At 57.6% G+C, this 22,661-nt stretch carries 22 protein-coding genes; 16 read left to right on the plus strand and 6 right to left on the minus strand.

The genetic code is table 11. From position 1 onward, the window contains the following. The first annotated feature begins 11 nt into the window (after positions 1–11). The 8 genes from CYR52_RS00900 to CYR52_RS00935 all read left to right on the plus strand — a co-directional run bounded on the left by CYR52_RS00900 (position 12) and on the right by CYR52_RS00935 (position 8,033). A complete protein-coding gene (locus CYR52_RS00900; protein ID WP_101827786.1) occupies positions 12–752 on the plus strand; it encodes a GntR family transcriptional regulator in 741 nt (246 codons plus the stop codon). A gap of 139 nt (positions 753–891) precedes the next feature. Continuing rightward, positions 892–2,163 (plus strand): urea ABC transporter substrate-binding protein, encoded by a 1,272-nt coding sequence (gene urtA, locus CYR52_RS00905; protein ID WP_072927689.1) that lies wholly within the window; start codon positions 892–894, stop codon positions 2,161–2,163. A gap of 58 nt (positions 2,164–2,221) precedes the next feature. Continuing rightward, the gene (gene urtB / locus CYR52_RS00910) at positions 2,222–3,781 is read left to right on the plus strand and encodes an urea ABC transporter permease subunit UrtB (RefSeq protein ID WP_241522374.1); all 1,560 of its coding nucleotides are present in this window, start codon (positions 2,222–2,224) and stop codon (positions 3,779–3,781) included. Further along, entirely contained in the window at positions 3,781–4,872 is a 1,092-nt protein-coding gene (gene urtC, locus CYR52_RS00915) for an urea ABC transporter permease subunit UrtC (protein ID WP_101827788.1), read from the plus strand. Before urtB ends, urtC begins: the two co-directional genes overlap by 1 nt. Further along, complete coding sequence (gene urtD / locus CYR52_RS00920) at positions 4,862–5,656, plus strand: urea ABC transporter ATP-binding protein UrtD (protein WP_175558134.1); 795 nt, start codon at positions 4,862–4,864, stop codon at positions 5,654–5,656. Before urtC ends, urtD begins: the two co-directional genes overlap by 11 nt. A 9-nt stretch (positions 5,657–5,665) precedes the next feature. Beyond that, positions 5,666–6,364 (plus strand): urea ABC transporter ATP-binding subunit UrtE, encoded by a 699-nt coding sequence (gene urtE, locus CYR52_RS00925; protein ID WP_072927694.1) that lies wholly within the window; start codon positions 5,666–5,668, stop codon positions 6,362–6,364. A 404-nt stretch (positions 6,365–6,768) separates the two neighbouring features. Further along, the gene (locus CYR52_RS00930) at positions 6,769–6,957 is read left to right on the plus strand and encodes a hypothetical protein (RefSeq protein ID WP_072927696.1); all 189 of its coding nucleotides are present in this window, start codon (positions 6,769–6,771) and stop codon (positions 6,955–6,957) included. Between the two features lie 263 nt (positions 6,958–7,220). Then, positions 7,221–8,033, plus strand: coding sequence for a hotdog family protein (locus CYR52_RS00935; RefSeq protein WP_101827789.1), 813 nt, complete (start codon positions 7,221–7,223; stop codon positions 8,031–8,033). A 110-nt stretch (positions 8,034–8,143) separates the two neighbouring features. Here CYR52_RS00935 and CYR52_RS00940 read toward each other — a convergent pair whose 3' ends face one another. After that, entirely contained in the window at positions 8,144–8,392 is a 249-nt protein-coding gene (locus CYR52_RS00940) for a GlsB/YeaQ/YmgE family stress response membrane protein (protein ID WP_072927699.1), read from the minus strand. Between the two features lie 406 nt (positions 8,393–8,798). Here CYR52_RS00940 and bhsA point away from each other — a divergent pair, with 406 nt between their 5' ends. From bhsA to CYR52_RS00955, 3 genes are all read left to right on the plus strand, one after another. Further along, positions 8,799–9,056, plus strand: coding sequence for a multiple stress resistance protein BhsA (bhsA, locus tag CYR52_RS00945; protein WP_072927700.1), 258 nt, complete (start codon positions 8,799–8,801; stop codon positions 9,054–9,056). 192 nt (positions 9,057–9,248) lie between these two features. Continuing rightward, positions 9,249–9,872 carry a LysE family translocator gene (locus CYR52_RS00950; RefSeq protein WP_072927702.1) on the plus strand — a complete coding sequence of 208 codons (624 nt, stop codon included), beginning with the start codon at positions 9,249–9,251 and terminating at the stop codon, positions 9,870–9,872. Positions 9,873–10,060: 188 nt separating this feature from the next. After that, positions 10,061–11,086, plus strand: a complete 1,026-nt coding sequence (locus CYR52_RS00955) for an SDR family oxidoreductase (RefSeq protein ID WP_241506093.1) — start codon at positions 10,061–10,063, stop codon at positions 11,084–11,086. Between the two features lie 62 nt (positions 11,087–11,148). Here the strand turns inward: CYR52_RS00955 and yfcF are convergent, their stop codons facing one another. After that, complete coding sequence (gene yfcF, locus CYR52_RS00960) at positions 11,149–11,778, minus strand: glutathione transferase (protein ID WP_101827790.1); 630 nt, start codon at positions 11,776–11,778, stop codon at positions 11,149–11,151. 149 nt (positions 11,779–11,927) lie between these two features. On the opposite strand from yfcF, the gene CYR52_RS00965 reads away from it, so the two are divergent. From CYR52_RS00965 to yicI, 5 genes are all read left to right on the plus strand, one after another. Continuing rightward, positions 11,928–12,503, plus strand: a complete 576-nt coding sequence (locus tag CYR52_RS00965) for a DedA family protein (protein ID WP_072927705.1) — start codon at positions 11,928–11,930, stop codon at positions 12,501–12,503. Between the two features lie 305 nt (positions 12,504–12,808). Continuing rightward, positions 12,809–13,105 (plus strand): hypothetical protein, encoded by a 297-nt coding sequence (locus tag CYR52_RS00970; RefSeq protein WP_072927707.1) that lies wholly within the window; start codon positions 12,809–12,811, stop codon positions 13,103–13,105. 371 nt (positions 13,106–13,476) lie between these two features. Continuing rightward, the gene (locus tag CYR52_RS00975) at positions 13,477–14,052 is read left to right on the plus strand and encodes a DJ-1/PfpI family protein (protein WP_101827791.1); all 576 of its coding nucleotides are present in this window, start codon (positions 13,477–13,479) and stop codon (positions 14,050–14,052) included. A gap of 254 nt (positions 14,053–14,306) precedes the next feature. Continuing rightward, complete coding sequence (locus CYR52_RS00980) at positions 14,307–15,674, plus strand: glycoside-pentoside-hexuronide family transporter (RefSeq protein WP_101827838.1); 1,368 nt, start codon at positions 14,307–14,309, stop codon at positions 15,672–15,674. A gap of 13 nt (positions 15,675–15,687) precedes the next feature. Beyond that, a complete protein-coding gene (yicI, locus tag CYR52_RS00985) occupies positions 15,688–18,015 on the plus strand; it encodes an alpha-xylosidase (protein WP_101827792.1) in 2,328 nt (775 codons plus the stop codon). A 114-nt stretch (positions 18,016–18,129) separates the two neighbouring features. Here the strand turns inward: yicI and CYR52_RS00990 are convergent, their stop codons facing one another. The 4 genes from CYR52_RS00990 to CYR52_RS01005 all read right to left on the minus strand — a co-directional run bounded on the left by CYR52_RS00990 (position 18,130) and on the right by CYR52_RS01005 (position 22,593). Further along, the gene (locus CYR52_RS00990) at positions 18,130–18,336 is read right to left on the minus strand and encodes a Hok/Gef family protein (RefSeq protein WP_101827793.1); all 207 of its coding nucleotides are present in this window, start codon (positions 18,334–18,336) and stop codon (positions 18,130–18,132) included. 225 nt (positions 18,337–18,561) lie between these two features. Next, positions 18,562–19,740, minus strand: a complete 1,179-nt coding sequence (gene xylR / locus CYR52_RS00995; RefSeq protein ID WP_072927715.1) for a D-xylose utilization transcriptional activator XylR — start codon at positions 19,738–19,740, stop codon at positions 18,562–18,564. Between the two features lie 152 nt (positions 19,741–19,892). Next, positions 19,893–21,074, minus strand: a complete 1,182-nt coding sequence (gene xylH / locus CYR52_RS01000; protein ID WP_072927717.1) for a xylose ABC transporter permease XylH — start codon at positions 21,072–21,074, stop codon at positions 19,893–19,895. Beyond that, complete coding sequence (locus CYR52_RS01005) at positions 21,052–22,593, minus strand: xylose ABC transporter ATP-binding protein (protein ID WP_072927719.1); 1,542 nt, start codon at positions 22,591–22,593, stop codon at positions 21,052–21,054. The genes xylH and CYR52_RS01005 overlap by 23 nt, the downstream gene beginning before the upstream one ends. Between the last annotated feature and the right edge of the window lie 68 nt (positions 22,594–22,661).

Raw genomic sequence — 22,661 nt, forward strand, 5'->3', positions numbered from 1 at the left:
TAAGGATGCGTATGCAACTTGCGGGACACCCCACCAAAGCCCGCCCGGAAGGGCTGGCGGAACGGATCTACCAGCAACTGAAACAGGAGATTTTTGACTTTCGCCTGCTGCCCGGTGACCGCTTCAGCGAGAGCGAAATCGCCGGGCGGATGGCGGCCAGCCGCACGCCGGTGCGGCAGGCGCTGTTCTGGCTGGAGCGCGAAGGCTATGTCGAGGTGCATTTCCGCAGCGGCTGGCAGGTGAAACCGTTCGATTTCGCCTATTTCGAACAGCTGTATGACCTGCGGATTGTGCTGGAGCTGGAAGCCGTGAAACGGCTCTGCGCCCGCCACGGCGAGACATTGCCCGCGCTGTTGCTGCCGGTGGTGGATTTCTGGGTAGACCAGCCGCCGCTGCCGGACGGCGCGGAGGTGTCGCGCTTTGATGAGACGTTCCACATGGCGTTGGTGGAGGCGGTGGGCAACGGGGAAATGGCGCGCATTCACCGCGATATCACCGAGAAGATCCGCATCATCCGGCGGCTCGATTTCACCCAGGGTGCGCGCGTTGACGCCACCTACCGGGAGCACGCCGCGGTGTTGCACGCCATTATGCAGCGCCGCACCGACGAGGCGCAGCGCCTGCTGCATGACCACATCGCCGTCAGCAAGGCGGAGGTGCGCAAAATCACCCTGCACCGGCTGCATGAGGCACGCACGGCACCACCCGGTGCAGAGGAGGAGCCTGGGGCGCGCCCCGCCCGGCGCAGTTAGCGCAACACGACCCCGCGCCACCGGCGCGGCACCATAACACCGCGCTGCCCGCGCGGGAACATCACCGCCTGCTGCGGCAGGCAGGGCGTGAGCGGGTTTCCGCGCGCCTTTACTTTCACCTTCATCAGGAGTGCGTTTTATGCAACCTCGTCGCGTTATCCAGGCTTTCGCCCTCTCCGCCACTATGGTCAGTGTTGGCCTGGCGTTCGGCGTTCAGGCCGCTGACACCATCAAAGTCGGCATCATGCATTCGCTGTCCGGCACGATGGCGATCTCTGAAACGCCGCTCAAGGATGTGGCGCTGATGACCATCGATGACATCAACGCCAAAGGCGGCGTGCTCGGCAAAAAGCTTGAGCCGGTGGTGGTCGACCCGGCCTCCAACTGGCCGCTGTTCGCCGAGAAAGCGCGCCAGTTGCTGACGCAGGACAAGGCGGCCGTGGTGTTCGGCTGCTGGACGTCGGTGTCGCGCAAATCGGTGCTGCCGGTGTTTGAGGAGCTGAACGGCCTGCTGTTCTACCCGGTGCAGTATGAGGGCGAGGAGATGTCGCCGAACGTCTTCTATACCGGTGCCGCGCCGAACCAGCAGGCGATCCCGGCGGTGGAGTACCTGATGAGTGAAGACGGCGGCGAAGCCAAACGCTTCTTCCTGCTCGGCACGGACTACGTCTACCCGCGCACCACCAACAAAATCCTGCGGGCGTTCCTGCACAGCAAAGGCGTGCAGGACAAAGACATCGAAGAGGTGTACACGCCGTTCGGTTACAGCGACTACCAGACCATCGTCACCAACATCAAAAAATTCGCCGCCGGCGGCAAAACCGCGGTGGTGTCCACCATCAACGGTGACTCCAACGTGCCGTTCTATAAAGAGCTGGCAAATCAGGGCGTAAAAGCCACCGACGTGCCGGTGGTGGCCTTCTCCGTGGGCGAAGAGGAGTTGCGCGGCATCGACACCAAACCGCTGGTGGGCAACCTGGCGGCCTGGAACTACTTCCAGTCAGTCGATAACCCGACCAACCAGGCGTTTGTCACCGAATGGAAAGCTTACGCCAAAGCACACAACCTGCCGAATGCCGCCTCCGCGGTGACCAACGACCCGATGGAAGCGACCTATGTCGGCATCCATATGTGGGCGCAGGCGGTGGAAAAAGCGGGCACGACCGACGTCAACAAAGTGCGTGATGCGATGGCCGGGCAGACCTTCGCCGCGCCGTCAGGCTTCACCCTGACGATGGACAAGACCAACCACCACCTGCACAAACCGGTGATGATTGGCGAGATTGAGCCGGGCGGCCAGTTCAACGTGGTGTGGCAGACCGATGCGCCGGTTCGCGCCCAGCCGTGGAGCCCGTACATTCCCGGCAATGACAAAAAACCGGATACGCCGGTGAAAACCAGCGGCCAGTAACCGACCGGGGCCGGGTTCGCCCGGCCCGCACAGGAGATCTCTGATGCGACTCCCTTTCATGATGCGCCTGCTGATAGCAACGCTCGGCTGCCTGCCGTGGCTGGTACAGGCCGGCCCGGCGGACGAGTTCGCCGCCGCCAACCGCAGCCGGCAGGCGACGCTGTTACAGGCATGGGCAGCCGACCCGCAGCCGGCGCGGTTGCCGCTGTTGCAGGCGCTGAAGCAGGAAAATGTAGTGGTTGACCAGGCAAAACACGCCTTCACCCGCCAGGGCGATACCCTGACGCCGCTGGAAGGCAGCGCCGCACCGGTGGGCAGCACCAAAAAAGTCTGGATGAACAACCGGTTGCGGATTTTGATCGCCAATGCGCTGGCCGCACACCGGCTGGTCAGCACCGATACTGCCACCCGGTTGCAGGCGGCGACGTCGCTGCAACGGGAGGCGCAGCCTGACCAGCTGCCGCTGCTCACGGCGCGGCTGGCGCAGGAAAAAGACCCGGATGTCCATGCGGCGCTGGTACTGGCGATCGCTAACCTGCACCTGGCCGACGCCGACCCACAGGTGCGGCTGAACGCGGTCCGGCAGCTTGGTGACGCGGCTGACCCGGACACCCAGGCGCGGCTGCAACCGCTGACCGATGCCCGCACCGAACCTGACGCCGCCGTGCGCCGGGCCGCCGCGGAGAGCCTGGCGCAGATCCAGCACCGGCTGCTGATCGGTGACCTGCTCGGCCAGGCATTTACCGGGCTGTCGCTCGGCTCGATTCTGCTGCTGGCGGCACTCGGGCTGGCGATTACGTATGGGTTGCTGGGCGTGATCAACATGGCGCACGGCGAAATGCTGATGCTCGGCGCGTATGCCACCTGGCTGGTGCAGTCGTTGTTCCAGCACTACGCGCCCGGCTGGCTGGCGCTCTACCCGCTGGCGGCCCTGCCGGTGGCGTTCTTTATCACCGCCGGGATCGGCATGGCGCTGGAGCGCACGGTGATCCGCCATCTCTACGGCCGCCCGCTGGAGACATTGCTGGCGACCTGGGGCATCAGCCTGATGCTGATCCAGGGCGTGCGGATGCTGTTCGGCGCGCAGAACGTGGAAGTCGCCAACCCGGCGTGGCTCTCCGGCGGCATCCAGCTGTTACCGAACCTGGTGCTGCCGTGGAACCGCATTGCGGTGATTGGGTTTGTGCTGCTGGTACTGGCGCTGACCTGGCTGCTGCTGAATAAAACCCGCCTCGGGCTGAACGTGCGCGCCGTGACCCAGAACCGGGCGATGGCCGCCTGCTGCGGCGTGCCGACCGGCCGTATCGACATGCTGGCCTTCGGCCTCGGCTCCGGCATCGCCGGGCTGGGTGGCGTGGCGCTGTCGCAGCTCGGCAACGTCGGCCCGGAACTGGGCCAGGGCTACATCATCGATTCATTCCTGGTGGTGGTGCTGGGCGGCGTCGGCCAACTGGCGGGCAGCGTGGTGGCGGCGTTTGGGCTGGGGATCGTCAATAAAATCCTTGAGCCGCAGATGGGCGCAGTGCTGGGCAAGATCCTGATTCTGGCGCTGATTATCCTGTTTATCCAAAAACGTCCGCAGGGGCTGTTCGCCTTCAAGGGCCGGGTGACTGACTGATGACACAACCACTGACCTTAACCGGCGTGCAGAAAGCGCCTCGCCTGACCCTGAGCCTCGGCACGCTGGCGCTGCTGGGGTTACTGGCGCTGCCTTTTCTGGCGCTGTTGCCGGCGGCGCACCCGCTGGCGATCTCCACCTATACCCTGACACTTCTCGGCAAGATCCTCTGTTATGCGATCGTCGCGATCGCGCTGGATCTGGTCTGGGGCTATGCCGGGCTGCTGTCGCTGGGGCACGGGCTGTTTTTTGCCCTCGGTGGCTATGCGATGGGCATGTACCTGATGCGCCAGGCCGCAGGTGACGGCCTGCCGGCGTTTATGTCATTCCTGTCGTGGACGGAACTGCCGTGGTTCTGGGCCGGGACGCAATATTTTGCCTGGGCGCTCTGTTTGATCGTGCTGGTGCCGGGAGGGCTGGCCTATCTGTTTGGCTTCTTCGCGTTCCGCTCGAAAATCAAAGGGGTTTATTTCTCGATCATGACGCAGGCGCTGACTTACGCCGGGATGCTGCTGTTCTTCCGCAATGAAACCGGCTTCGGCGGCAATAACGGCTTTACCGGTTTCACCACCCTGCTCGGCTTCCCGGTCACCGCCACCGGCACCCGTGTCGGGTTGTTTGTCGCGACGGTGCTGCTGCTGGCCGCCAGCCTGGCGCTGGGCTTTGCGCTGGCGAAAAGCAAATTCGGCCGGGTGCTGACCGCCGTGCGTGACGCCGAAAACCGCCTGACCTTCTGCGGCTATGACCCACGCGGCTTTAAGCTGTTTGTCTGGACGCTCTCCGCCGTGCTGTGCGGGCTGGCCGGGGCGCTCTATGTGCCGCAGGTCGGCATCATCAACCCCGGCGAGATGTCCCCGACCAACTCGATTGAGGCGGCGATCTGGGTGGCGCTTGGCGGGCGCGGCACGCTGGTCGGGCCGTTGCTGGGTGCCGGGATTGTTAACGGGGCCAAGAGCTGGTTCACCGTGGCGATGCCGGAATACTGGCAATTCTTCCTCGGCGGGATGTTCATTCTGGTGACGCTCTGCCTGCCGCAGGGTGTGATCGGGCTGTTACGCCGGAAAAAACGGGGGCAACGCCATGATCACTGAACCGCTGTTTACCCAGCCGCAACCGGCCGACAAATACCGCCACCAGCGTGACCCGATTTTGTCGCTGGAGAAGATTAACGTCAGTTTTGACGGCTTCCGCGCGCTGACCGATCTCTCATTGCAGATCGGTGTCGGGGAGTTGCGCTGCATTATCGGCCCCAACGGCGCAGGCAAAACCACCCTGATGGATGTGATCACCGGCAAAACCCGGCCGCAGAGCGGCAGCGTCACCTTTGACCAGCGCACCGACCTCACCCGCCTGGCGCCGATGGCGATTGCCCAGGCCGGTATTGGCCGCAAATTCCAGAAACCCACGGTGTTTGAGGCGCTGACGGTCTCTGAAAACCTGGAGATTGCGCAGAAGGCGGATAAGTCCGTCTGGGCATCGCTGCGCGCCCGGCTGAGCGGCGAACAGCGTGACCGCATCGATGAGATGCTCACCACCCTGCGGCTGGCCGCCGAGCGCCACCGCCCGGCCGGGCTGCTTTCGCACGGGCAGAAGCAGTTTCTGGAGATTGGCATGCTGCTGGTGCAGGAGCCGCACCTGCTGCTGCTCGACGAACCGGCCGCCGGCATGACTGACGCAGAAACCGAGTACACCGCCGAGCTGTTCCGCTCGCTGGCCGGTAAACATTCGCTGATGGTGGTAGAGCATGACATGGGCTTTGTGGAAACCATCGCTGACTATGTCACGGTGCTGCACCAGGGGCAGGTGCTGGCGGAAGGCTCGCTGCAACAGGTACAGGCCAATGAGCAGGTGATTGAGGTTTATCTTGGGCGCTGAGGAGAAAAGATGTTACAGGTCAATGAGCTGAACCAGTATTACGGCGGCAGCCACATTTTGCGCGGCCTGTCGTTTGAGGCACGTGTGGGCGAGGTCACCTGTTTGCTGGGGCGTAACGGTGTGGGGAAAACCACCCTGCTGAAGTGCCTGATGGGGCTGTTGCCGGCTAAATCCGGCACCATTCACTGGCAGAATGAGGCGATCACCCGCCGCAAACCACACCAGCGGGTGCAGGCAGGCATCGCGTATGTGCCGCAGGGGCGGGAAATCTTCCCCCGGCTGACCGTGGAGGAGAACCTGCTGATGGGGCTGTCGCGCTTTAACGGCGCGCAGGCGCGGCAGGTGCCGGAGGAAATTTACAGCCTGTTTCCGGTGCTGAAGGTAATGAAACAGCGGCGCGGCGGCGATCTCTCCGGCGGCCAGCAGCAGCAACTGGCGATTGGCCGGGCGCTGGCCGGTAAGCCGCAACTGCTGATTCTGGACGAACCCACCGAAGGTATTCAGCCCTCGGTGATCAAGGAAATCGGGCTGGTTATCCGCACGCTGGCAGCACGCGGTGATATGGCGATTCTGCTGGTGGAGCAATTTTATGATTTCGCCGCAGAGCTGGCGGACAGTTATCTGGTGATGTCACGCGGCACGATTATCCAGCGCGGGCGTGGCCCGGAGATGGACGCAGACGGGGTACGGGGGCTGGTGGCAATTTGAGGGTGGCCGCGCGTTCGCGGCCCTGCTGTAAAAAGTCAACGTGACGGCGGCTTAAATTAATATCCGGGCTGAATATATTCCAAAATGAAAATATAAAATAAAAATAACGTTGTACTTTATTAACCTGCGCAATAACTCATTCCCCTTATAGATAATTAATTAAAGACAAATCTCTTGACTCATTTTTATCTTTCCCCTTTAATTGCTCACAAGCCATTGAATAAATACTGTGCTTCCCTGTTTTATTAATATGTACAGCCTGCGTTACCAGAAAAACAGCTTAAATAAAGCGTCACCGGTTGTTTAATTTCTGAAAAAGTTATCAATAGGCTTTTGAGGAAATGTAACCACCTTAATAACGATTACTTTCCCCATCATGATTCATTTTATAAAAGGATGTTTTTATGCAAATTATCAGCCCATTGAAAGCAAATGAGATCGTCGGCGGCGGCAAACCGAATACATGTAAGGCATTTACCTATATAAGCGACAACAAAAACGCATGTGTTGTCGATTACAGATGCTATAACAAACATGGTAACGTCGATAAAAATAAGTCATTTATCGAATATCATCCGAAAAACTGGTGCTGATGACACGCCCCGAACCGGCCTTTTACACGCCGGTTTTTTAATGGCCGCCGCATCGTTATAAATACGTTAATAGCATCTTACGGAGCACGTTATTATTCTGTTTTTCTATACCTTTCTGATCAGGCTATTTACGCCCTGTCCCCCTATTAAGGCGATGGCACCAGGCCGCGGCGGTATTGAAAAACATCATAAACAGAACAGGAGATAACGACATTGAATCAGTGCCTGGAAGGAGCCGCGCAGGATATTTTCCGGAGTGCGCAATGAGCCTCATCTATACCGCACAGCATGCTGAGCAGTGGGCCGAATTTTCAGGTGACCGCAATCCGCTGCATTTTGACCTGAAACGGGCGGCAAGCATGGGCTTACCCGAGGTAGCCATTCATGGGATGCGCGCCCTGCTGGACGGCAAAGCCGCACTGAGCCGGGCGGCAGGCCGGGCCACCTTCCCGGAAGACACCGTGCTGCGGTTTCATGCACGCTTACGGCAGCCGACGCTATGCCGCACCCCGTATGAATTGCCGATCGCCGCATCGCCGGAGGCAAAAAAGTGGCAGGCGAAATGTGTGGCGCGGCATACTGGTGACGTCACCTATTCCGCCGCGCTGCATGAAACGTCAGCCCTCACCTTTGCAGAGGCCTATACCCCGTATGAACTCTGCTACGGCCCGATGTTTGCCCTGTTGGATAAGATCTCTGCTGTGACCGGCGCATACCCCTGGATAGCCCTGGATGCCATGCTGTTCAGCCGGATCGTGCATGCGCCTGAAACCCTGATAACCGTGCATGACGTGTTGCCTGGGTTGCACGCCACCAACCTGGTTGATGTTTTTACGCAGGTGCCGCTGGTGCAAACCCACCATGAAACCCGGTTTTCGGCGTCGCTGCTCTATACCGGCCGGGTGCAACAGCCTGCTTCGTTGCACTATTGCATTACGCCGACACTGGTTCTGGGCGACAGCGCCGGCGGCGTTGTGCTCAGGATGGGGATCCAGTGTTTCCAGCAGCATGAGCCGCTGATGGACGTCGCCGTGACGTTAAAAACCTGGCCGGCATCAGCCCCAGTAAAAGGCTGAAGCCAGGCAGGCGGCAATAAAAAAGCCTGAACCCCTGGAAAGCAGGTTCAGGCTTTTCAGCCGTATCGGGCCTGGCTTATCACGCCGCCGGCCCTGAACAACGGTCTGTGTCAGCTACGGACTTTACGGTAGATAAACAGCACCACCAGCGCACCGATAACCGCGACAACAAAGCTGCCGAAGTTGAAGCCATCCACCCGGCCAAAGCCGAAGAACGTACTGATCCAGCCACCGACCACGGCACCGATGATCCCCAGGATGATGGTAATGAAGAAGCCACCGCCATCTTTACCCGGCATGATCCACTTAGCCAGGATACCTGCGATCAGACCAAAAATAATCCAAGATAAAATTCCCATAGACTCCTCCAACAGTGTCTTTAGCCGGGCTGTTACGCCATGCGGGCGTCGCCACAGCGACATGTTTACGTTCCTGTGCCGCACCGGCATCTCCCGCCGCGGTGTAAACAAAAGTAAGTCTAGCAGGGGTTAAGAAAACTGCACAAAATCAGCATGTAGGCGCTTATTTCTTCATCTGCGGCGTTTTTTTGTACCACTTACGGGCCTTTTTCCAGCGCTGACATAAAGCATGTCAATCAAGGTTTGTTCAGGGTAAGGTTGCGTAAAATATACACCAGTTTTTTTGAATGAGTTCCTCAAAACATCCCGTTTTTCTTTTGAACCCCTGCCGCCTATAATTATCTCATCGAAAGGAAACGCCCTTTCAAACCGGATAAATTCAACTCTTACTGACAGGAAATGCATCATGAAAAACATCAAATATTTTGCAGTAGCTGCTACCCTCTCCCTGGCTGCCTTCGCCGGTACTGCTGCGGCAGCAACCCTGACCCAACAAGACGCCGGTGAGAAATTGGGCGTGGTCACTGCCAGCGGTGCAACCGACCTCTCCACCGTAGAAGCGCAACTGGCAGAGAAAGCCCAGCAGGCGGGTGCCTCTTCCTACCGCATCATTTCCGTGACCGGCAACAACAAGCTGCACGGTACAGCTGAACTCTATAAATAAGCCCGGCGTATTCCAGGTGATGCCGGCAGGCGCAACGCGATGCCGGTTCACTGGATGCCTGATGTCACCCCCTTCCCTTAATTACAGCGTGTTTTTCGGCACATCTTCCATAATGACAACCTTTCACTAACAAGCAGTTGCCTGCCTGTTGAGCGGCTTATATGCTGGCCTCTTTCTTTAGCCGGAGCCGCCATGACCCTCACTGAATCCCTGATTTCCTTCTCCTTTGCTGCCGGGGTACTGACCCTGACGCCGGGGCTGGACACTGCCTTAATCCTGCGCACTGCCGCCACAGAAAACAGCCGTAAAGCCTTACAGGCCGCGATGGGCATTAACGCCGGGTGCCTGGTGTGGGGCGCACTGGTGGCGCTTGGGCTGGGGGCGCTGCTGGCCGCCTCCGAGCTGGCGTTTACCACCCTGAAATGGATCGGCGCGGGCTACCTCTGCTGGCTTGGCCTGAACATGATCCTGCGGCCGCGCACCGCTATGGCACCGGAAACGGCAACCGCGGCGTCCCCCGGCAGTAACTGGTTCGTCAAAGGGCTGTTCGGCAATCTCCTCAACCCTAAAATGGGCGTGTTTTATGTCTCCTTCCTGCCGCAGTTTGTGCCGTCCGGTTACCCGATGGCTGCCTCGGTATTTGGCCTGGCGGTGATCCATGTGCTGATCGGTACGCTGTGGTCCTGCACGCTGATTGCCGCTACCCGCCCGCTGGCACGCTGGCTGCGCCGCCCGGCAGTGGTCAAAACGCTGGATCGGCTGACCGGCTGCGTTTTCCTGGCGTTTGCTGCCCGCCTGGCAACCACACGCCGCTAAGCATTTTAGAACGCCGCCCCGGCCGGCCGTGGTAAACCCAGCCATTGCCGGCCGGAAAGCGAGACGCTATTACACCAATTTTGCTCAATTTGTGGACGGCCGTCACATGCCCACTATCCTTTAAGGGTTAACTCCCGCTTTTCCGGCCAGCCCGGACAAAGACAATGCAGACCTTAAGGAGGCAGGAAGTGGAACCCACAGGCAAAAAAGGTATTTCGCGGCGACAGGTGGTCGGCGGCATGTTAGGCGGCGTGGCGGCAGGCATGGCGCTGCCGGGCGTGGCACAAGCCGCCACCGGGGACACCAGCACCGCCGGGCAGGCCGTGCCGCTGGCGGTTAAACAGAACCCGATTGATCAGTATCCGAAACCGCCTTTCGCCCGCCAGCCGCAAGACCCGCCGGGGCTGGCAGGCAAAATGCAGCCGCGCCCCGATCATGGGGAAAACAGCTACCGCGGTGCCGGCAAACTGGTTGGCCGCAAGGCGCTGATCACCGGCGGTGATTCGGGCATCGGCCGTGCCGCGGCCATTGCTTACGCCCGTGAAGGGGCCGATGTCGCCATCAACTACCTGCCAGTAGAAGAGCCGGATGCGCGCGAAGTGATCGACCTGATCCGTGCCGAAGGGCGCAATGCCGTGGCGATCCCCGGCGATCTGCGTGACGAGGCATTCTGCAAAAAACTGGTGAGTGAAGCCGTGGAGAAGCTCGGCGGGCTGGACATTGTGGTGAATAACGCCGGTCACCAGCAATCCGTGGATTCGATTCTGGATCTCACCAGCGAACAGTTTGATACCACCTTCAAAACCAACGTCTATGCGATGTTCTGGCTGACCAAAGCCGCCATCCCGCATCTGCAACCGGGCGCAGCGATTATTAATACTGCCTCGGTGCAGGCATTCAAACCGGGTGAAGCCCTGCTGGATTACGCGTCAACCAAGGCCGCGATTGTGGCGTTTACCAAAGCGCTGGCCAAGCAGATCGCACAGAAAGGCATCCGGGTTAACGCCGTGGCGCCCGGCCCTTACTGGACACCTTTGCAGTCCAGCGGCGGTCAGCCACAGGAAAAAGTGATGCAGTTCGGCAGCGATGCGCCGTTTGGCCGCCCCGGCCAGCCGGTCGAAATCGCCCCGCTGTATGTGCTGCTGGCCTCCCAGGAAGCCAGTTTCACCTCCGGGCAGGTCTGGGGATCGGACGGCGGCACCGGCACGGCCTGATCCTGCGACGGTCTGGGCCTGTTTCAGAGGGCGCGGCATCTGCTGCGCCTTTCTTGTTGATGTTACTGCTTTTGCTGCGACAACATCAGCCAGCGCTGCACGGACGGGCGCTGCCACTGCGCGTGTGCATACGCGGCCAGCCGGGCCGGTACGGCATCTCCGTTCATGATCAGCCGGTTGAGCATCAGCGCCAGCTCGGTATCCGCGATGCTCCACGTCTCAAACAGCGTGTGCTGCCCCTCCGGCAACAGTTTCCCGGCGGCAGCGATCAGTTTCTCTGCGCTCTGCTGCCCGGCAGGGGTCAATGGTGCCATTCGCAACCCGCCGAAAACCACGTCTGTTGGCCGCTCAGTACGGATTGCGCCCAAATCACTGCGCAACCATGCCTGCACTTCCCGCGCTTTTGCCCGCTGCCGGCGCGACGCCGGGTAAAGGGCCACATAATCGGGGGCCGGAAAACACTCTTCCAGATACTCATCAATCGCGGAGGACTCTGATAACCGGAAATCGCCCTCCACCAGCGTCGGCACCCGCTGCGTCAGTGAAAGGGCACTGTATGCCGGTTGCTGCTGTTCACCCGCCCCCAACGCCACGGTCTCCAGCGTGAACGCAACGCCTTTTTCTGTCAGCGCCACAAATGCAGACAGGGCATAAGGGCTGAAATAGTGATCATCCACATACAGGGTAAACATGGTGTGCTCCTTGGCAGCTGAAAAAGACGGCACGGCGAGCGTAGGTTCCCGGCCATTTATTGACTAAGCTATTGTTATCTCTGTTTTGTATTACCTGAGTCAATGTGTTTATTTTTTATTCGCATCACGCTCAGTCTGTAAGGACCTTTATGCCGGATATTGCACAGCTTATTACTGACTATGGTTATTGGGCGCTGTTGGCCGGCTGCCTGCTGGAGGGGGAAACCATTACCTTGCTCGGCGGTATTGCCGCACATCATGGCTTGCTGAAATTACCCTGGGTGCTGGCAGTCGTGGCTTTTGGCGGCTGCCTGGGTGATCAGATCCTCTACTTTGCCGGACGCCGGTTTGGCCCAATGTTGCTGGGCAAACTGACACGCCGGAAACCGCAGATTGACCGCGCCAACCAGCTCATTAACCACCATCCGGCGTTGTTTGTCCTGGGTGTCCGGTTTATGTATGGCTTCCGCATTATTGGCCCGCTGATTATTGGTGCCAGTAAAATGCCGGTGGCTCGTTTTGTCAGCCTGAACATTCTGGGTGCCTGCATCTGGGCGCTGGTCTGGGTGCTGCTGGGCTATTTCTGCGGCCATTTCATTGAAACCCTGCTGGGGTCACTGGACAAAAAGACGTCCGGCGCGTTGCTGATTATCGGGGCAGTGGCACTGGTACTGCTGCTGAAATTTCTGCTCAGCCGCATGGATAACCAGAAAAAAAGCAAATAACACGGACGCCCTGACGCAATTCAGGTTTGCGTCAGGGAGAACACAAATGCGGAAATAGTTTTGGGTTAAAACTACTACCCTCATTATATATTGGACTCAATGCATTATTTCTTAGGTTATGCTTACCTGTTATTAACTATGCGACCAAAATCACAGAACTCAGCCCTTTAATTACATAATTTGTCATTACGGCCCTCATTTATTTATATTCACCAAAAAGTTAAATAGCCTGCATAGACTGCGGAAACAGGCTTAACGCCTCTTACCCGCTACGTTTTCATTCTGTTAACCACAAAGGAAATATAATGACTGCACACTGGATTATTAATGAATATCTTGAGGCTTGCTCTTTACCCCAGAATCTGGCCGGTGCCTTTCCCGCACTGGTGGAGCCGCTGGTCGGTATAGGCTATATGCCGGTGCTGTATTGTGGGCACCAGCGTGTTCATGGCACTAATTATATGCTGATTTGTAAGAGAACGCCTTTTGTGCCGGGTTTCCCGTCTACACTGGTGAAATGTGTTATCCATGAAACACTCCCTGTTGCAGGCCAGAGAAATTACCATATTGTTGCTATCGAAGACTTTATGGTTATCCATTAATCACATTTCCCCGTTACATTAAAGAGCATAAAAGGCAGGTGAAATTTACCGTGCTACCCGATGCTCAACACCCTGACCAAAAAAAAATCCATCTACCCCACACTTTATTATTTAATGAGGCACACGGCGAGCACGTGCATAATAAAGATACCGCGGTATCTTTTATTAACAGGAGAAATAAAAATAAATGGGCGGGCGATTTTGTCCCTCAGCGATTAACCGCCCGTTCAGGGGCCGCTTCCGGCCCCTTCCTGTCACGCTTACCTTTTCTGCGATCCGCCTCGTAAATTTTTAAAACAGCGTTCCAATTATAAAAATCCCTTTGTTATGCTGCCCCCTGGTCGCCCATTCATTAACGAGCAGGAGTCAGGATGAGCAAGCGTGTCGCCATACTGTTGGCAGAAGGATTTGAAGAAGCGGAAGCAGTTATCGTACTCGACGTGTTACAGCGGCTGGGGGTGGACGTCGTCACCGTGGCCTGCCAGGCCACGCGCCACGTGGTGAGTTATCACGGGCTGAATGTCACGGCCGACTGCCTGTTATCAGACGTGCGCACCACGCTGTTTGATGCGGTCGTGCTGCCCGGCGGCCCGCAAGGCACGGTAAACCTGGCGGCCAGCCCGCAGGTGACGGAGTTTATCCGTGAACACGATCAGGCAGAAAAATGGATCTGCCCGCTCTGCTCGGCCGCAGCACGGGTACTCGGCGGCAACCGGCTGTTACGGGGGAGGCGCTACGTCTGCTCAGGCGATCTCCACCACACCGTGGATGATGGCGTCTACGTGGATGCGCATGTCGTGGAGGATGGCAACCTGATCAGCGGCCGGGGCCTGGGCGTGGCGTTCGACTTCGCTTTTTATCTGGCCTGGCGGCTGACCGGCGAAAAAGAAGCAATCAATTTTCAGGCGGAACATATTTATTACGACAGCTGGCGCGTCCCGCAGTAATACGCCAATCCATTCCTGTTATTGATAAAACGTGATGCTCCCATCATCACGTTTTATTTTCATCTCCACAGATCCTCTTTTACCGGCCTGTGCTGCCGTAAAGGAAAAAATCCTTTCACAAAAACCGGTTACCGCGATCACATAAATAAAGAAACGTAATTTCATAAACAAATATCAGAATGGCCGCCCTCATCCGGCTGGTTTAAAAACGTGGCTACCTTTACGCGCAGCACGCCTGATTAGGGATGGTTGAAATGAGTGAAGTTCTCTCGGTTAAAGAAAAAATCGGTTACGGTCTCGGGGATGCAGCCAGCCACATCGTGTTTGATAATGTCATGCTGTATATGATGTTTTTCTATACGGATATTTTCGGCATCCCGGCCGGGTATGTCGGCACCCTATTTTTACTGGCCCGTGCGCTGGATGCCATTTCCGACCCCTGCATGGGGCTCATCGCTGACCGCACGCGCACCCGCTTCGGCAAATTTCGTCCTTATGTTCTGTTCGGTGCCATTCCTTTCGGCATTGTCTGCGTCTTTACCTACAGCACCCCGGATCTCAGCATGAGCGGAAAAATGATTTATGCCGCCGTGACCTATACCCTGCTGACGCTGATGTATACGGTGGTCAATATCCCTTATTGCGCCCTGGGCGGCGTGGTCACTGCCGATCCGGCCCAGCGTATCTCTCTGCAATCCTACCGGTTTGTGCTGGCCACCGCAGGCGGCATGCTGAGCACCGTGCTGATGATGCCGCTGGTGTCACTGATTGGCGGGGAGAATAAAGCGCTCGGTTACCAGGGCGGGATTGCCGTGCTGGCGCTGGTCGCGGTGGTGATGCTGGCTATCTGTTTCGCCACCACCAAAGAGCGTGTCAGTGACGAAGGCACACTCAAAGGCACCATGCGTGAGGACTTGCGCGACATCTGGCAAAACGACCAGTGGCGCGTGGTGGGCTGGCTGACGTTGCTGAATATCCTGGCGGTGTCGGTGCGTGGCGGGGCAATGATGTATTACGTCACCTATATTCTCGGCAACCCGGCCGTGTTCGCGATGTTCCTCGCCACCTACTCAGTAGGGAATCTGTTCGGCAGTGCCCTGGCAAAACCGCTCACAGACTGGAAATGCAAAGTCAGCGTCTTCTGGTGGACTAACGCAGCGCTGGCCGTGCTCAGCCTTGCCATGTTCTGGGTACCGGTCAGTGCCAATATCACCATGTTTATCTTCATCTTTATTATCGGTGTGCTGCACCAGCTGGTGACGCCGATCCAGTGGGTGATGATGTCCGATACCGTGGATTACGGCGAATGGAAAAACGGCAAGCGCCTGACCGGCATCAGCTTTGCCGGCACCCTGTTTGTGCTGAAGCTCGGGCTGGCCCTCGGCGGCGCACTGATTGGCTGGTTACTGGCCGGGGCGGGCTACCAGTCCGGCGCGGCAACGCAAAATGCAGCCACCCTCACCAGCATTATCGCCCTGTTCACCCTGGTACCGGGGATCTGCTACCTGCTGAGCGCGTTAATTTGCAAGCGCTTCTATACCCTGCGCACCCCGATGCTGCGAACCATTCTTGATGAGCTGGCCGCAGGCGTTCGCCGTAACCAGCAACAATTTTTGAAGTAACAGGAGAAGTGAGATGAAAATCAGTGACGGCAACTGGTTAATCCAGCCGGGCCTTACGCTTATCCACCCTTTACAGGTATTCGAGGTGCAGCATCTTGCACAGGAAATGGTGGTCTATGCCGCGCCACGGGATGCACGCGAACGGGCCGGGCAGGTTGACTCACCGCTCTTTACCCTGCGCTTCACCGCACCGCAACCCGGCATCATCGGCGTCCGTATTGCTCACTTTGAGGGGGTATTACCGCGCGGCCCACACTACCCGTTGAACTGCCTGGCGGATACCCCAATCCACAGTGAAGAGAACAGCGAATTCGCCGCCCTGCACAGCGGCGACCTGACCGTACGCATTACCAAAGGGGAGAACTGGGCGCTCGACTTCTTGCGGCAGGGTGAACGCATTACCGGCAGCGGCGCAAAATCAGCCGGTTATGTGCAGGATGGCCAGACCGGGAAAAACTACCTCTATGAGCGGCTCGACCTGGCAGTGGGGGAAACAGTGTATGGCCTGGGTGAACGCTTTACCGCTTTTGTGAAAAACGGCCAGACAGTCGAGACCTGGAACCGTGATGGCGGCACCAGCACTGAACAAGCCTACAAAAATATTCCGTTTTACCTGACCAACAAAGGCTACGGCGTGCTGGTAAACCACCCGGAATGTGTCTCCTTTGAAGTGGGCTCGGAAAAAGTCTCTAAAGTGCAGTTCAGCGTGGAAAGCGAGCATCTGGACTATTTTGTGATTGACGGCCCGACGCCTAAGCAGGTACTCGATCGCTACACCCGCTTCACCGGTCGCCCGGCACTGCCGCCCGCCTGGTCTTTCGGTTTGTGGCTGACCACGTCGTTCACCACTAACTATGATGAAGAAACCGTTAACCGCTTTATTGACGGCATGGCAGAGCGCCGGTTGCCGCTGCATGTGTTCCATTTCGATTGCTTCTGGATGAAAGCATTCCAGTGGTGCGATTTTGAATGGGACCCGGCCACCTTCCCTGATCCACAAGGTATGCTGGCCCGGCTGAAAGCGCGCGGTTTAAAAATTTGCCTGTGGATTAACCCCTACATCGGCCAGAAATCCCCGTTGTTTAAGGAAGGGATGGAAAAAGGCTTCCTGCTGAAGCGCCCTGGCGGCGATGTCTGGCAATGGGATAAGTGGCAGCCCGGACAGGCCATTGTGGATTTCACCCATCCCGGCGCCTGTGAATGGTATGCGGGGCATCTTAAGCGCCTGATTGACATGGGTGTTGATTGCTTTAAAACCGATTTTGGCGAGCGGATCCCAACGGATGTGGTGTGGGCAAACGGTGCCTGTCCGCAAAAAATGCATAACCATTATGCTTTTATCTACAACGAACTGGTGTATCGCACGCTTCAGGAGAAACTGGGGCGTGATCAGGCGGTGCTGTTTGCCCGTTCAGCTTCAGTAGGCGCACAACAATTCCCGGTGCACTGGGGCGGTGACTGCTATGCGACTTATGAATCTATGGCAGAGAGCCTGCGTGGCGGACTCTCACTGGGCCTTTCCGGCTTTGGCTTCTGGAGCCATGACATCGGCGGGTTTGAAAATACCGCTCCGGCGCATATCTACAAACGCTGGTGCGCTTTTGGCCTGCTGTCGAGCCACAGCCGCCTGCACGGCAGCAAATCCTACCGGGTGCCCTGGGCCTATGATGATGAGGCCTGTGATGTGGTTCGCCACTTTACTGAATGGAAATGCCGGATGATGCCTTACCTCTATACACAGGCCGCCGATGCCGCCGAACACGGCACCCCCATGATGCGCGCCATGATGCTGGAATTCCCGGACGATCCCGCCTGCGATTATCTTGACCGGCAATATATGCTGGGTGACAGCCTGCTGGTGGCTCCGGTGTTCAGTGAACGGGGCGATGTCAGTTTCTATCTGCCGGAAGGACGCTGGACGCACCTGTTCAGCAATACCCGTCTTGACGGCGGGCGCTGGCATAAAGAGCAGCATGATTTTACCAGCCTGCCGCTCTATGTCCGCCCGAATACCCTGCTGGCGTTGGGCAGCCAGGATCAACGCCCTGATTATGATTATTGCGAACGCCCGCTCTTCCAGCTGTTTGAGCTGGAAGATGGACACCATGCCGAAAGCCGGTTGGTGGATCAGGCAGGGGTGACGCAATTTACCCTGCGGGCTGAACGACACGGCCAACAGATTACATTGCAGACAACAGGCAATGCCCCAGGCTGGCGGCTCTGCCTGCGTAATGTGATGACACTGACTGACGTCCGCCACGCGGGTTATCAGCAGGATGAAAGAGGTACAATGATTACGCCGGAAACAGCCGCCGAAAGTATCACTATTACCCTGCCCTGACCCCCTGCAATCCTGAATAAAAAAGCCCGCCGAAGCGGGCTTGTTAAAAGGGTGCAGGGCAGCGATGCATCGCAACGAAGGGGCGGGCAAGCGCCCGCCCCGGTTGCCTTACCCTCAGGATTCGTAGTCCAGGATGACTGCAACGTCGATATTGTTATTCCTGATCCGCACTTCACAGAGCGAACTGCGCGTTATCCACATAAAAATCAACAACGTGATGCAAATAACGATCACACAAATAACCCCACTTTTTTGCAGCATACTGGCCTCCAATTCCTTGCCTTGCGGCGGGTAAGAGGCTAACCTGATGTTGTGAGTCATACAGATCGGCCTCACTTGATTAACGTTAAGTGGGGCCTTTTCTTTGTCTGTGCCGGACTGCCCGGAACAGACATGTCCAGGCACCCGCCGTTATCATACGCCTTTCATTTCATTACTCAACTCTTTGATTTTTTAGGACTTTATTTATATTCACAAAGAAAATGAAAGAGAAAAAGAAAGCCGGTGACGCTTTTTCAATACCATTTTTTCCGATCTGACCGCGATCTAATACACACTCTCGCCGTAGCGCTCACGATACTCTTTTGGGGTCATATCATCGTCTTTTTTAAACACGGAATAGAAATACTGTAACGAGGGGTAGCCGCACATCTGCGAAATTTCGTTGATGGAAAGCGATGTTGCTTTTAACAGGTTACGCGCCCGCTCCAGCTTTTCTTCGTGGATGACGCCGTGAATGGTTTGCCCAATTTCATCTTTGAAGCGTTTCTCCAGATTAGAACGGGAAATTCCCACCGCATCCAGCACCTGTTCGACTTTGATGCCCTTACAGGCGTGATAGCGGATGAAGTGCATCGCCTGAATGACGGCCGGATCGCGCAATGAACGGAAATCCGTTGAACGGCGGGCAACCACTTTTACCGGCGGCACTAAAATACGTTGCAGTGGCAGGGAGTTATCACTCAGTAACTGATGCAATAATTTGGCGGCCCGGTAGCCCATCTGGCGCGTGCCCTGCACCACGGAAGAAAGCGCCACGCGCGAGAGGTATCGGGTCAGCTCCTCATTATCAATGCCGATAACACTCAATTTTTCCGGTACCGGAATATCCAGATGCTCGCAAACCTGTAACAGGTGGCGGGCGCGCGCATCAGTAACGGCAATAATGCCGGTCTGCTGCGGCAGGGTTTGCACCCAGTCGGCCAGCCGGTTTTGCGCGTGTTGCCAGTTCTCAGGCGCGGTCTCCATACCCTGATAAACCACACCCTGATATTGTTCAGCCGCAACCTGCGTCCGGAAGGCATGTTCCCGCTCCTGCGCCCAACGTTTGCCGCTGGCACGCGGCAACCCATAGAACGCAAACCGGTTGATGCCCTTCTCTTTCAGGTGCAGAAACGCCGCTTCCACCAGCGCCTGGTTATCCGTGGCGATATAGTGCACGGCCGGGTAATCCTCCGGCCGGTGATACGAACCACCGACCCCGACAATCGGCACATTCACCCCCTGTAACAGGGACTGAATATTCCGGTCGTCAAAGTCAGCGATCACGCCGTCGCCCAGCCAGTCTTTGATGTTGTCAATCCGGCAACGGAAATCCTCTTCGATGAAAATATCCCAGTCGCACTGTGACGCCTGTAAGTACTCGCCTACTCCCTCAACTACCTGCCGGTCATAAACCTTATTGGCATTAAACAACAGCGTAATGCGGTAGCGCTTTTCGAACATGGTGAGTTATCCCGTTGATTCACTGCCTTCTGGATAGCACAGCCACCTGCCTTCATGGCATAAAAGATGAACCAAGTGTGATCCTTCTCGAGCTATTTGTCTGGTGAAGCATTTAATCCGCTTCACACGCCGCCGGTTATCAATGAAGAGGCTCAGGCACGGCGCTTGGTGGCAGAATCCATCCATACCGCCAGCAGCAAAATGGCCCCTTTGACGATGTATTGCCAGAACGTGGGGACGTCCAGCATGCTCATGCCGTTGTCCAGCGACGCCATAATAAACGCGCCCATCACCGCGCCGACGACACTGCCAACCCCGCCCGCCAGGCTGGTGCCGCCGATCACACAGGCGGCAATGGCATCCAACTCGGCAATATTCCCGGCAGAAGGTGAGCCCGCACCCAGCCGGGAGCTGAGGATCAACCCGGCAATCGCGACCATCAGCCCGTTAATGGCAAATACCGCCAGTTTGGTACGCTCAACGTTCACGCCGGAGAGACGTGCCGCATCAATATTGCCGCCAATCGCATAAATACGGCGGCCGAAGGCGGTACGGGTGGCCATAAAAAGACCACCCAGCATCAGGGCAGCCAGCACCAGCACCGGTGTCGGTACGCCGCGGTAATCGTTCAGCAAATAGATGGCACCCAGCACAATAATGGCGGTCAGTGCATGGCCGGACGCCGCTTTCCCGGCCGCAGGCAGCGGCAGGTTCAGCGCCTGCCGTTGTTGACGCCGCCGCCACTGCCAGCCGATAAACAGCAGCAGCGTTACGGCACCAATGCCGAAGCCTACGCCGCCCGGCAGGTAGCTTTGCCCAATCAGGGACATGCCTTCACTGGTGGGGGCAACGGTTGTGCCGTGAGTAATCCCGATCAATACCCCACGGAATGCCAGCATCCCCGCCAGGGTCACGATAAATGAGGGCACCTTTCGGTACGCGACCCACCAGCCGTTCCAGGCACCCAACAGCAACCCAAGCGCCAGCGTAACGATCACGGTCAGCGGTAATGGCCAGCCCAGCCAGACATCAAAAATCGCGGCGGCACCGCCAAGCAGGCCCATCATCGACCCCACCGAAAGATCGATTTCAGCGGAAATAATCACGAAGACCATGCCGACCGCCAGAATGCCGGTGATGGCTGTCTGGCGCAGCAGGTTAGAGATATTGCGCGGGCTGATATAGGCCCCGTCCGTGGTAAAGGTGAAAAACAGCATGATGATGACGATCGCGGCCAGCATCACATACACCTGAAGGTTAATGTGCTTCAGGCGCTGCAAAACGCCGCGTGGTTCGGCCACCGGCGCAGCGTCAGACTGTGTAATTTTCGACATAGGGTTCACTCCTGAGAGCCGCTTCCATCACCTGCTCTTGCGTCAGGTTGCGGTTAATAAGGGAGGCTTTGCATTTACCCAGATGCATGACCAGCACCCGGTCGCTCAGGCCCAGAACTTCCGGCAATTCCGATGAGATAACTATCACCGCGATCCCTTGCTGGGCCAGTTGGTTAATCAGTTTGTAGATCTCAGATTTCGCCCCGATATCAATCCCACGCGTTGGCTCATCCAGGATCAGAATGCGCGGGTTGAGCAACAAGCACTTGGCCAGAATCGCTTTCTGCTGGTTACCGCCGCTCAGGCGGCCGATCGCCAGCTCCGGGGAGGAGGTCTTGACCCGCAAGGCGCTGATGGAACGCTGAATAACTGACTGCTCCTGAGCGTCATCCAGCACACTGAGCCGTCCGGTAAAATCAGCCAGCGCGGCCAGGGTAATATTGGCCCCGACCCCCATCACCGGCACGATGCCGTCCCGCTTCCGGTCTTCCGGCACCATGGCAATGCCGCTGCGCATGGCGTCCTGGCAGGTACGAAGGGTGACCGGCTGCCCATCGATGAAAATGCTGCCCTGCCAGCGCCCCGGATAGGCCCCGAACAGGCACTGCACGGTCTCCGTCCGGCCGGAACCGACCAGCCCGGCGACACCCAGTATTTCACCGCGCCGCAGGCTGAAGCTGACATCATCCACCCGTTTGATATGGCGGTTAACCGGATGCCACGCCGTCAGGTGCTCCACCCGCAGGATCTCCTCCCCCGGCTGATGCTGGTGTGGCGGGTAGAGTTCGGTCAGTTCGCGCCCCACCATCATGGCGATAATGCTCTCCTCGCTCATGGTAGCCGCCTCACGGGTGGCAATGTGCTTCCCATCGCGGATCACGCAGATAAGGTCAGAGATGGCGCTGACCTCATTCAGCTTGTGGGAAATATAGATGCAGGCGATGCCGTGATTGCGCAGGTCGCGGATAATGTCCAGCAGGATGTCCGTTTCCCGCTCGGTCAGGGACGCCGTCGGCTCATCCAGGACCAGCAGCCGCACCTGCTTATTCAGCGCCTTGGCAATCTCCACCAGTTGCTGTTGCCCCAGCCCCAGCTCGCCCACCGGCGTATCGGGGTCTATCTCCAGCCGCACTTGCGCCAGCATCCGCTGACAGCGCAAATACATGCCGTCATAATCCAGCACGCCATAACGGCCCCACTCGCTGCCGAGGAACATGTTTTCCAGCACTGACATCTGCTTTACCAGCGCTAGCTCCTGATGAATAATCGCGATGCCGCGCTGCTCTGTCTCACGGATATTTTTTGCGGCCAGCAGCTCACCGGCGAAATAGATTTCCCCCTGGTAACTGCCGTGTGGGTAAATACCACATAACACTTTCATTAATGTAGATTTACCCGATCCATTTTCACCGCACAGAGAGAGTACCTGTCCGGCGTCCAGTTGCAGGCTGACATTATCAACGGCTTTAACCACGCCAAATTGTTTAGTGATATTATGCATTTCCAGCAGGCAGGGCATAATTCCCTCCAGATGCCGCGTGATTCAGCGATAATCCCGGCCGGTGCCGTAAGGTGAACGGGCCGGCA

The sequence above is a fragment of the Chimaeribacter arupi genome (assembly GCF_002858805.1).
GTDB lineage: Bacteria > Pseudomonadota > Gammaproteobacteria > Enterobacterales > Enterobacteriaceae > Chimaeribacter > Chimaeribacter arupi.

Excerpts from the sequence above, each read along its gene's own strand:
- CYR52_RS00935 (WP_101827789.1), top strand. The coding sequence starts at position 7,221 with ATGAGCCTCATCTATACCGCACAGCATGCTGAGCAGTGGGCCGAATTT.
- xylR (WP_072927715.1), bottom strand. The coding sequence starts at position 19,740 with ATGTTCGAAAAGCGCTACCGCATTACGCTGTTGTTTAATGCCAATAAG.
- yicI (WP_101827792.1), top strand. The coding sequence starts at position 15,688 with ATGAAAATCAGTGACGGCAACTGGTTAATCCAGCCGGGCCTTACGCTT.
- CYR52_RS00980 (WP_101827838.1), top strand. The coding sequence starts at position 14,307 with ATGAGTGAAGTTCTCTCGGTTAAAGAAAAAATCGGTTACGGTCTCGGG.
- CYR52_RS00930 (WP_072927696.1), top strand. The coding sequence starts at position 6,769 with ATGCAAATTATCAGCCCATTGAAAGCAAATGAGATCGTCGGCGGCGGC.
- CYR52_RS00900 (WP_101827786.1), top strand. The coding sequence starts at position 12 with ATGCAACTTGCGGGACACCCCACCAAAGCCCGCCCGGAAGGGCTGGCG.
- urtC (WP_101827788.1), top strand. The coding sequence starts at position 3,781 with ATGACACAACCACTGACCTTAACCGGCGTGCAGAAAGCGCCTCGCCTG.
- CYR52_RS00975 (WP_101827791.1), top strand. The coding sequence starts at position 13,477 with ATGAGCAAGCGTGTCGCCATACTGTTGGCAGAAGGATTTGAAGAAGCG.
- urtA (WP_072927689.1), top strand. The coding sequence starts at position 892 with ATGCAACCTCGTCGCGTTATCCAGGCTTTCGCCCTCTCCGCCACTATG.
- bhsA (WP_072927700.1), top strand. The coding sequence starts at position 8,799 with ATGAAAAACATCAAATATTTTGCAGTAGCTGCTACCCTCTCCCTGGCT.
- xylH (WP_072927717.1), bottom strand. The coding sequence starts at position 21,074 with ATGTCGAAAATTACACAGTCTGACGCTGCGCCGGTGGCCGAACCACGC.
- urtB (WP_241522374.1), top strand. The coding sequence starts at position 2,222 with ATGATGCGCCTGCTGATAGCAACGCTCGGCTGCCTGCCGTGGCTGGTA.
- urtE (WP_072927694.1), top strand. The coding sequence starts at position 5,666 with ATGTTACAGGTCAATGAGCTGAACCAGTATTACGGCGGCAGCCACATT.
- yfcF (WP_101827790.1), bottom strand. The coding sequence starts at position 11,778 with ATGTTTACCCTGTATGTGGATGATCACTATTTCAGCCCTTATGCCCTG.
- CYR52_RS00965 (WP_072927705.1), top strand. The coding sequence starts at position 11,928 with ATGCCGGATATTGCACAGCTTATTACTGACTATGGTTATTGGGCGCTG.
- CYR52_RS00990 (WP_101827793.1), bottom strand. The coding sequence starts at position 18,336 with ATGACTCACAACATCAGGTTAGCCTCTTACCCGCCGCAAGGCAAGGAA.
- CYR52_RS00970 (WP_072927707.1), top strand. The coding sequence starts at position 12,809 with ATGACTGCACACTGGATTATTAATGAATATCTTGAGGCTTGCTCTTTA.
- CYR52_RS00940 (WP_072927699.1), bottom strand. The coding sequence starts at position 8,392 with ATGGGAATTTTATCTTGGATTATTTTTGGTCTGATCGCAGGTATCCTG.
- urtD (WP_175558134.1), top strand. The coding sequence starts at position 4,862 with ATGATCACTGAACCGCTGTTTACCCAGCCGCAACCGGCCGACAAATAC.
- CYR52_RS01005 (WP_072927719.1), bottom strand. The coding sequence starts at position 22,593 with ATGCCCTGCCTGCTGGAAATGCATAATATCACTAAACAATTTGGCGTG.
- CYR52_RS00950 (WP_072927702.1), top strand. The coding sequence starts at position 9,249 with ATGACCCTCACTGAATCCCTGATTTCCTTCTCCTTTGCTGCCGGGGTA.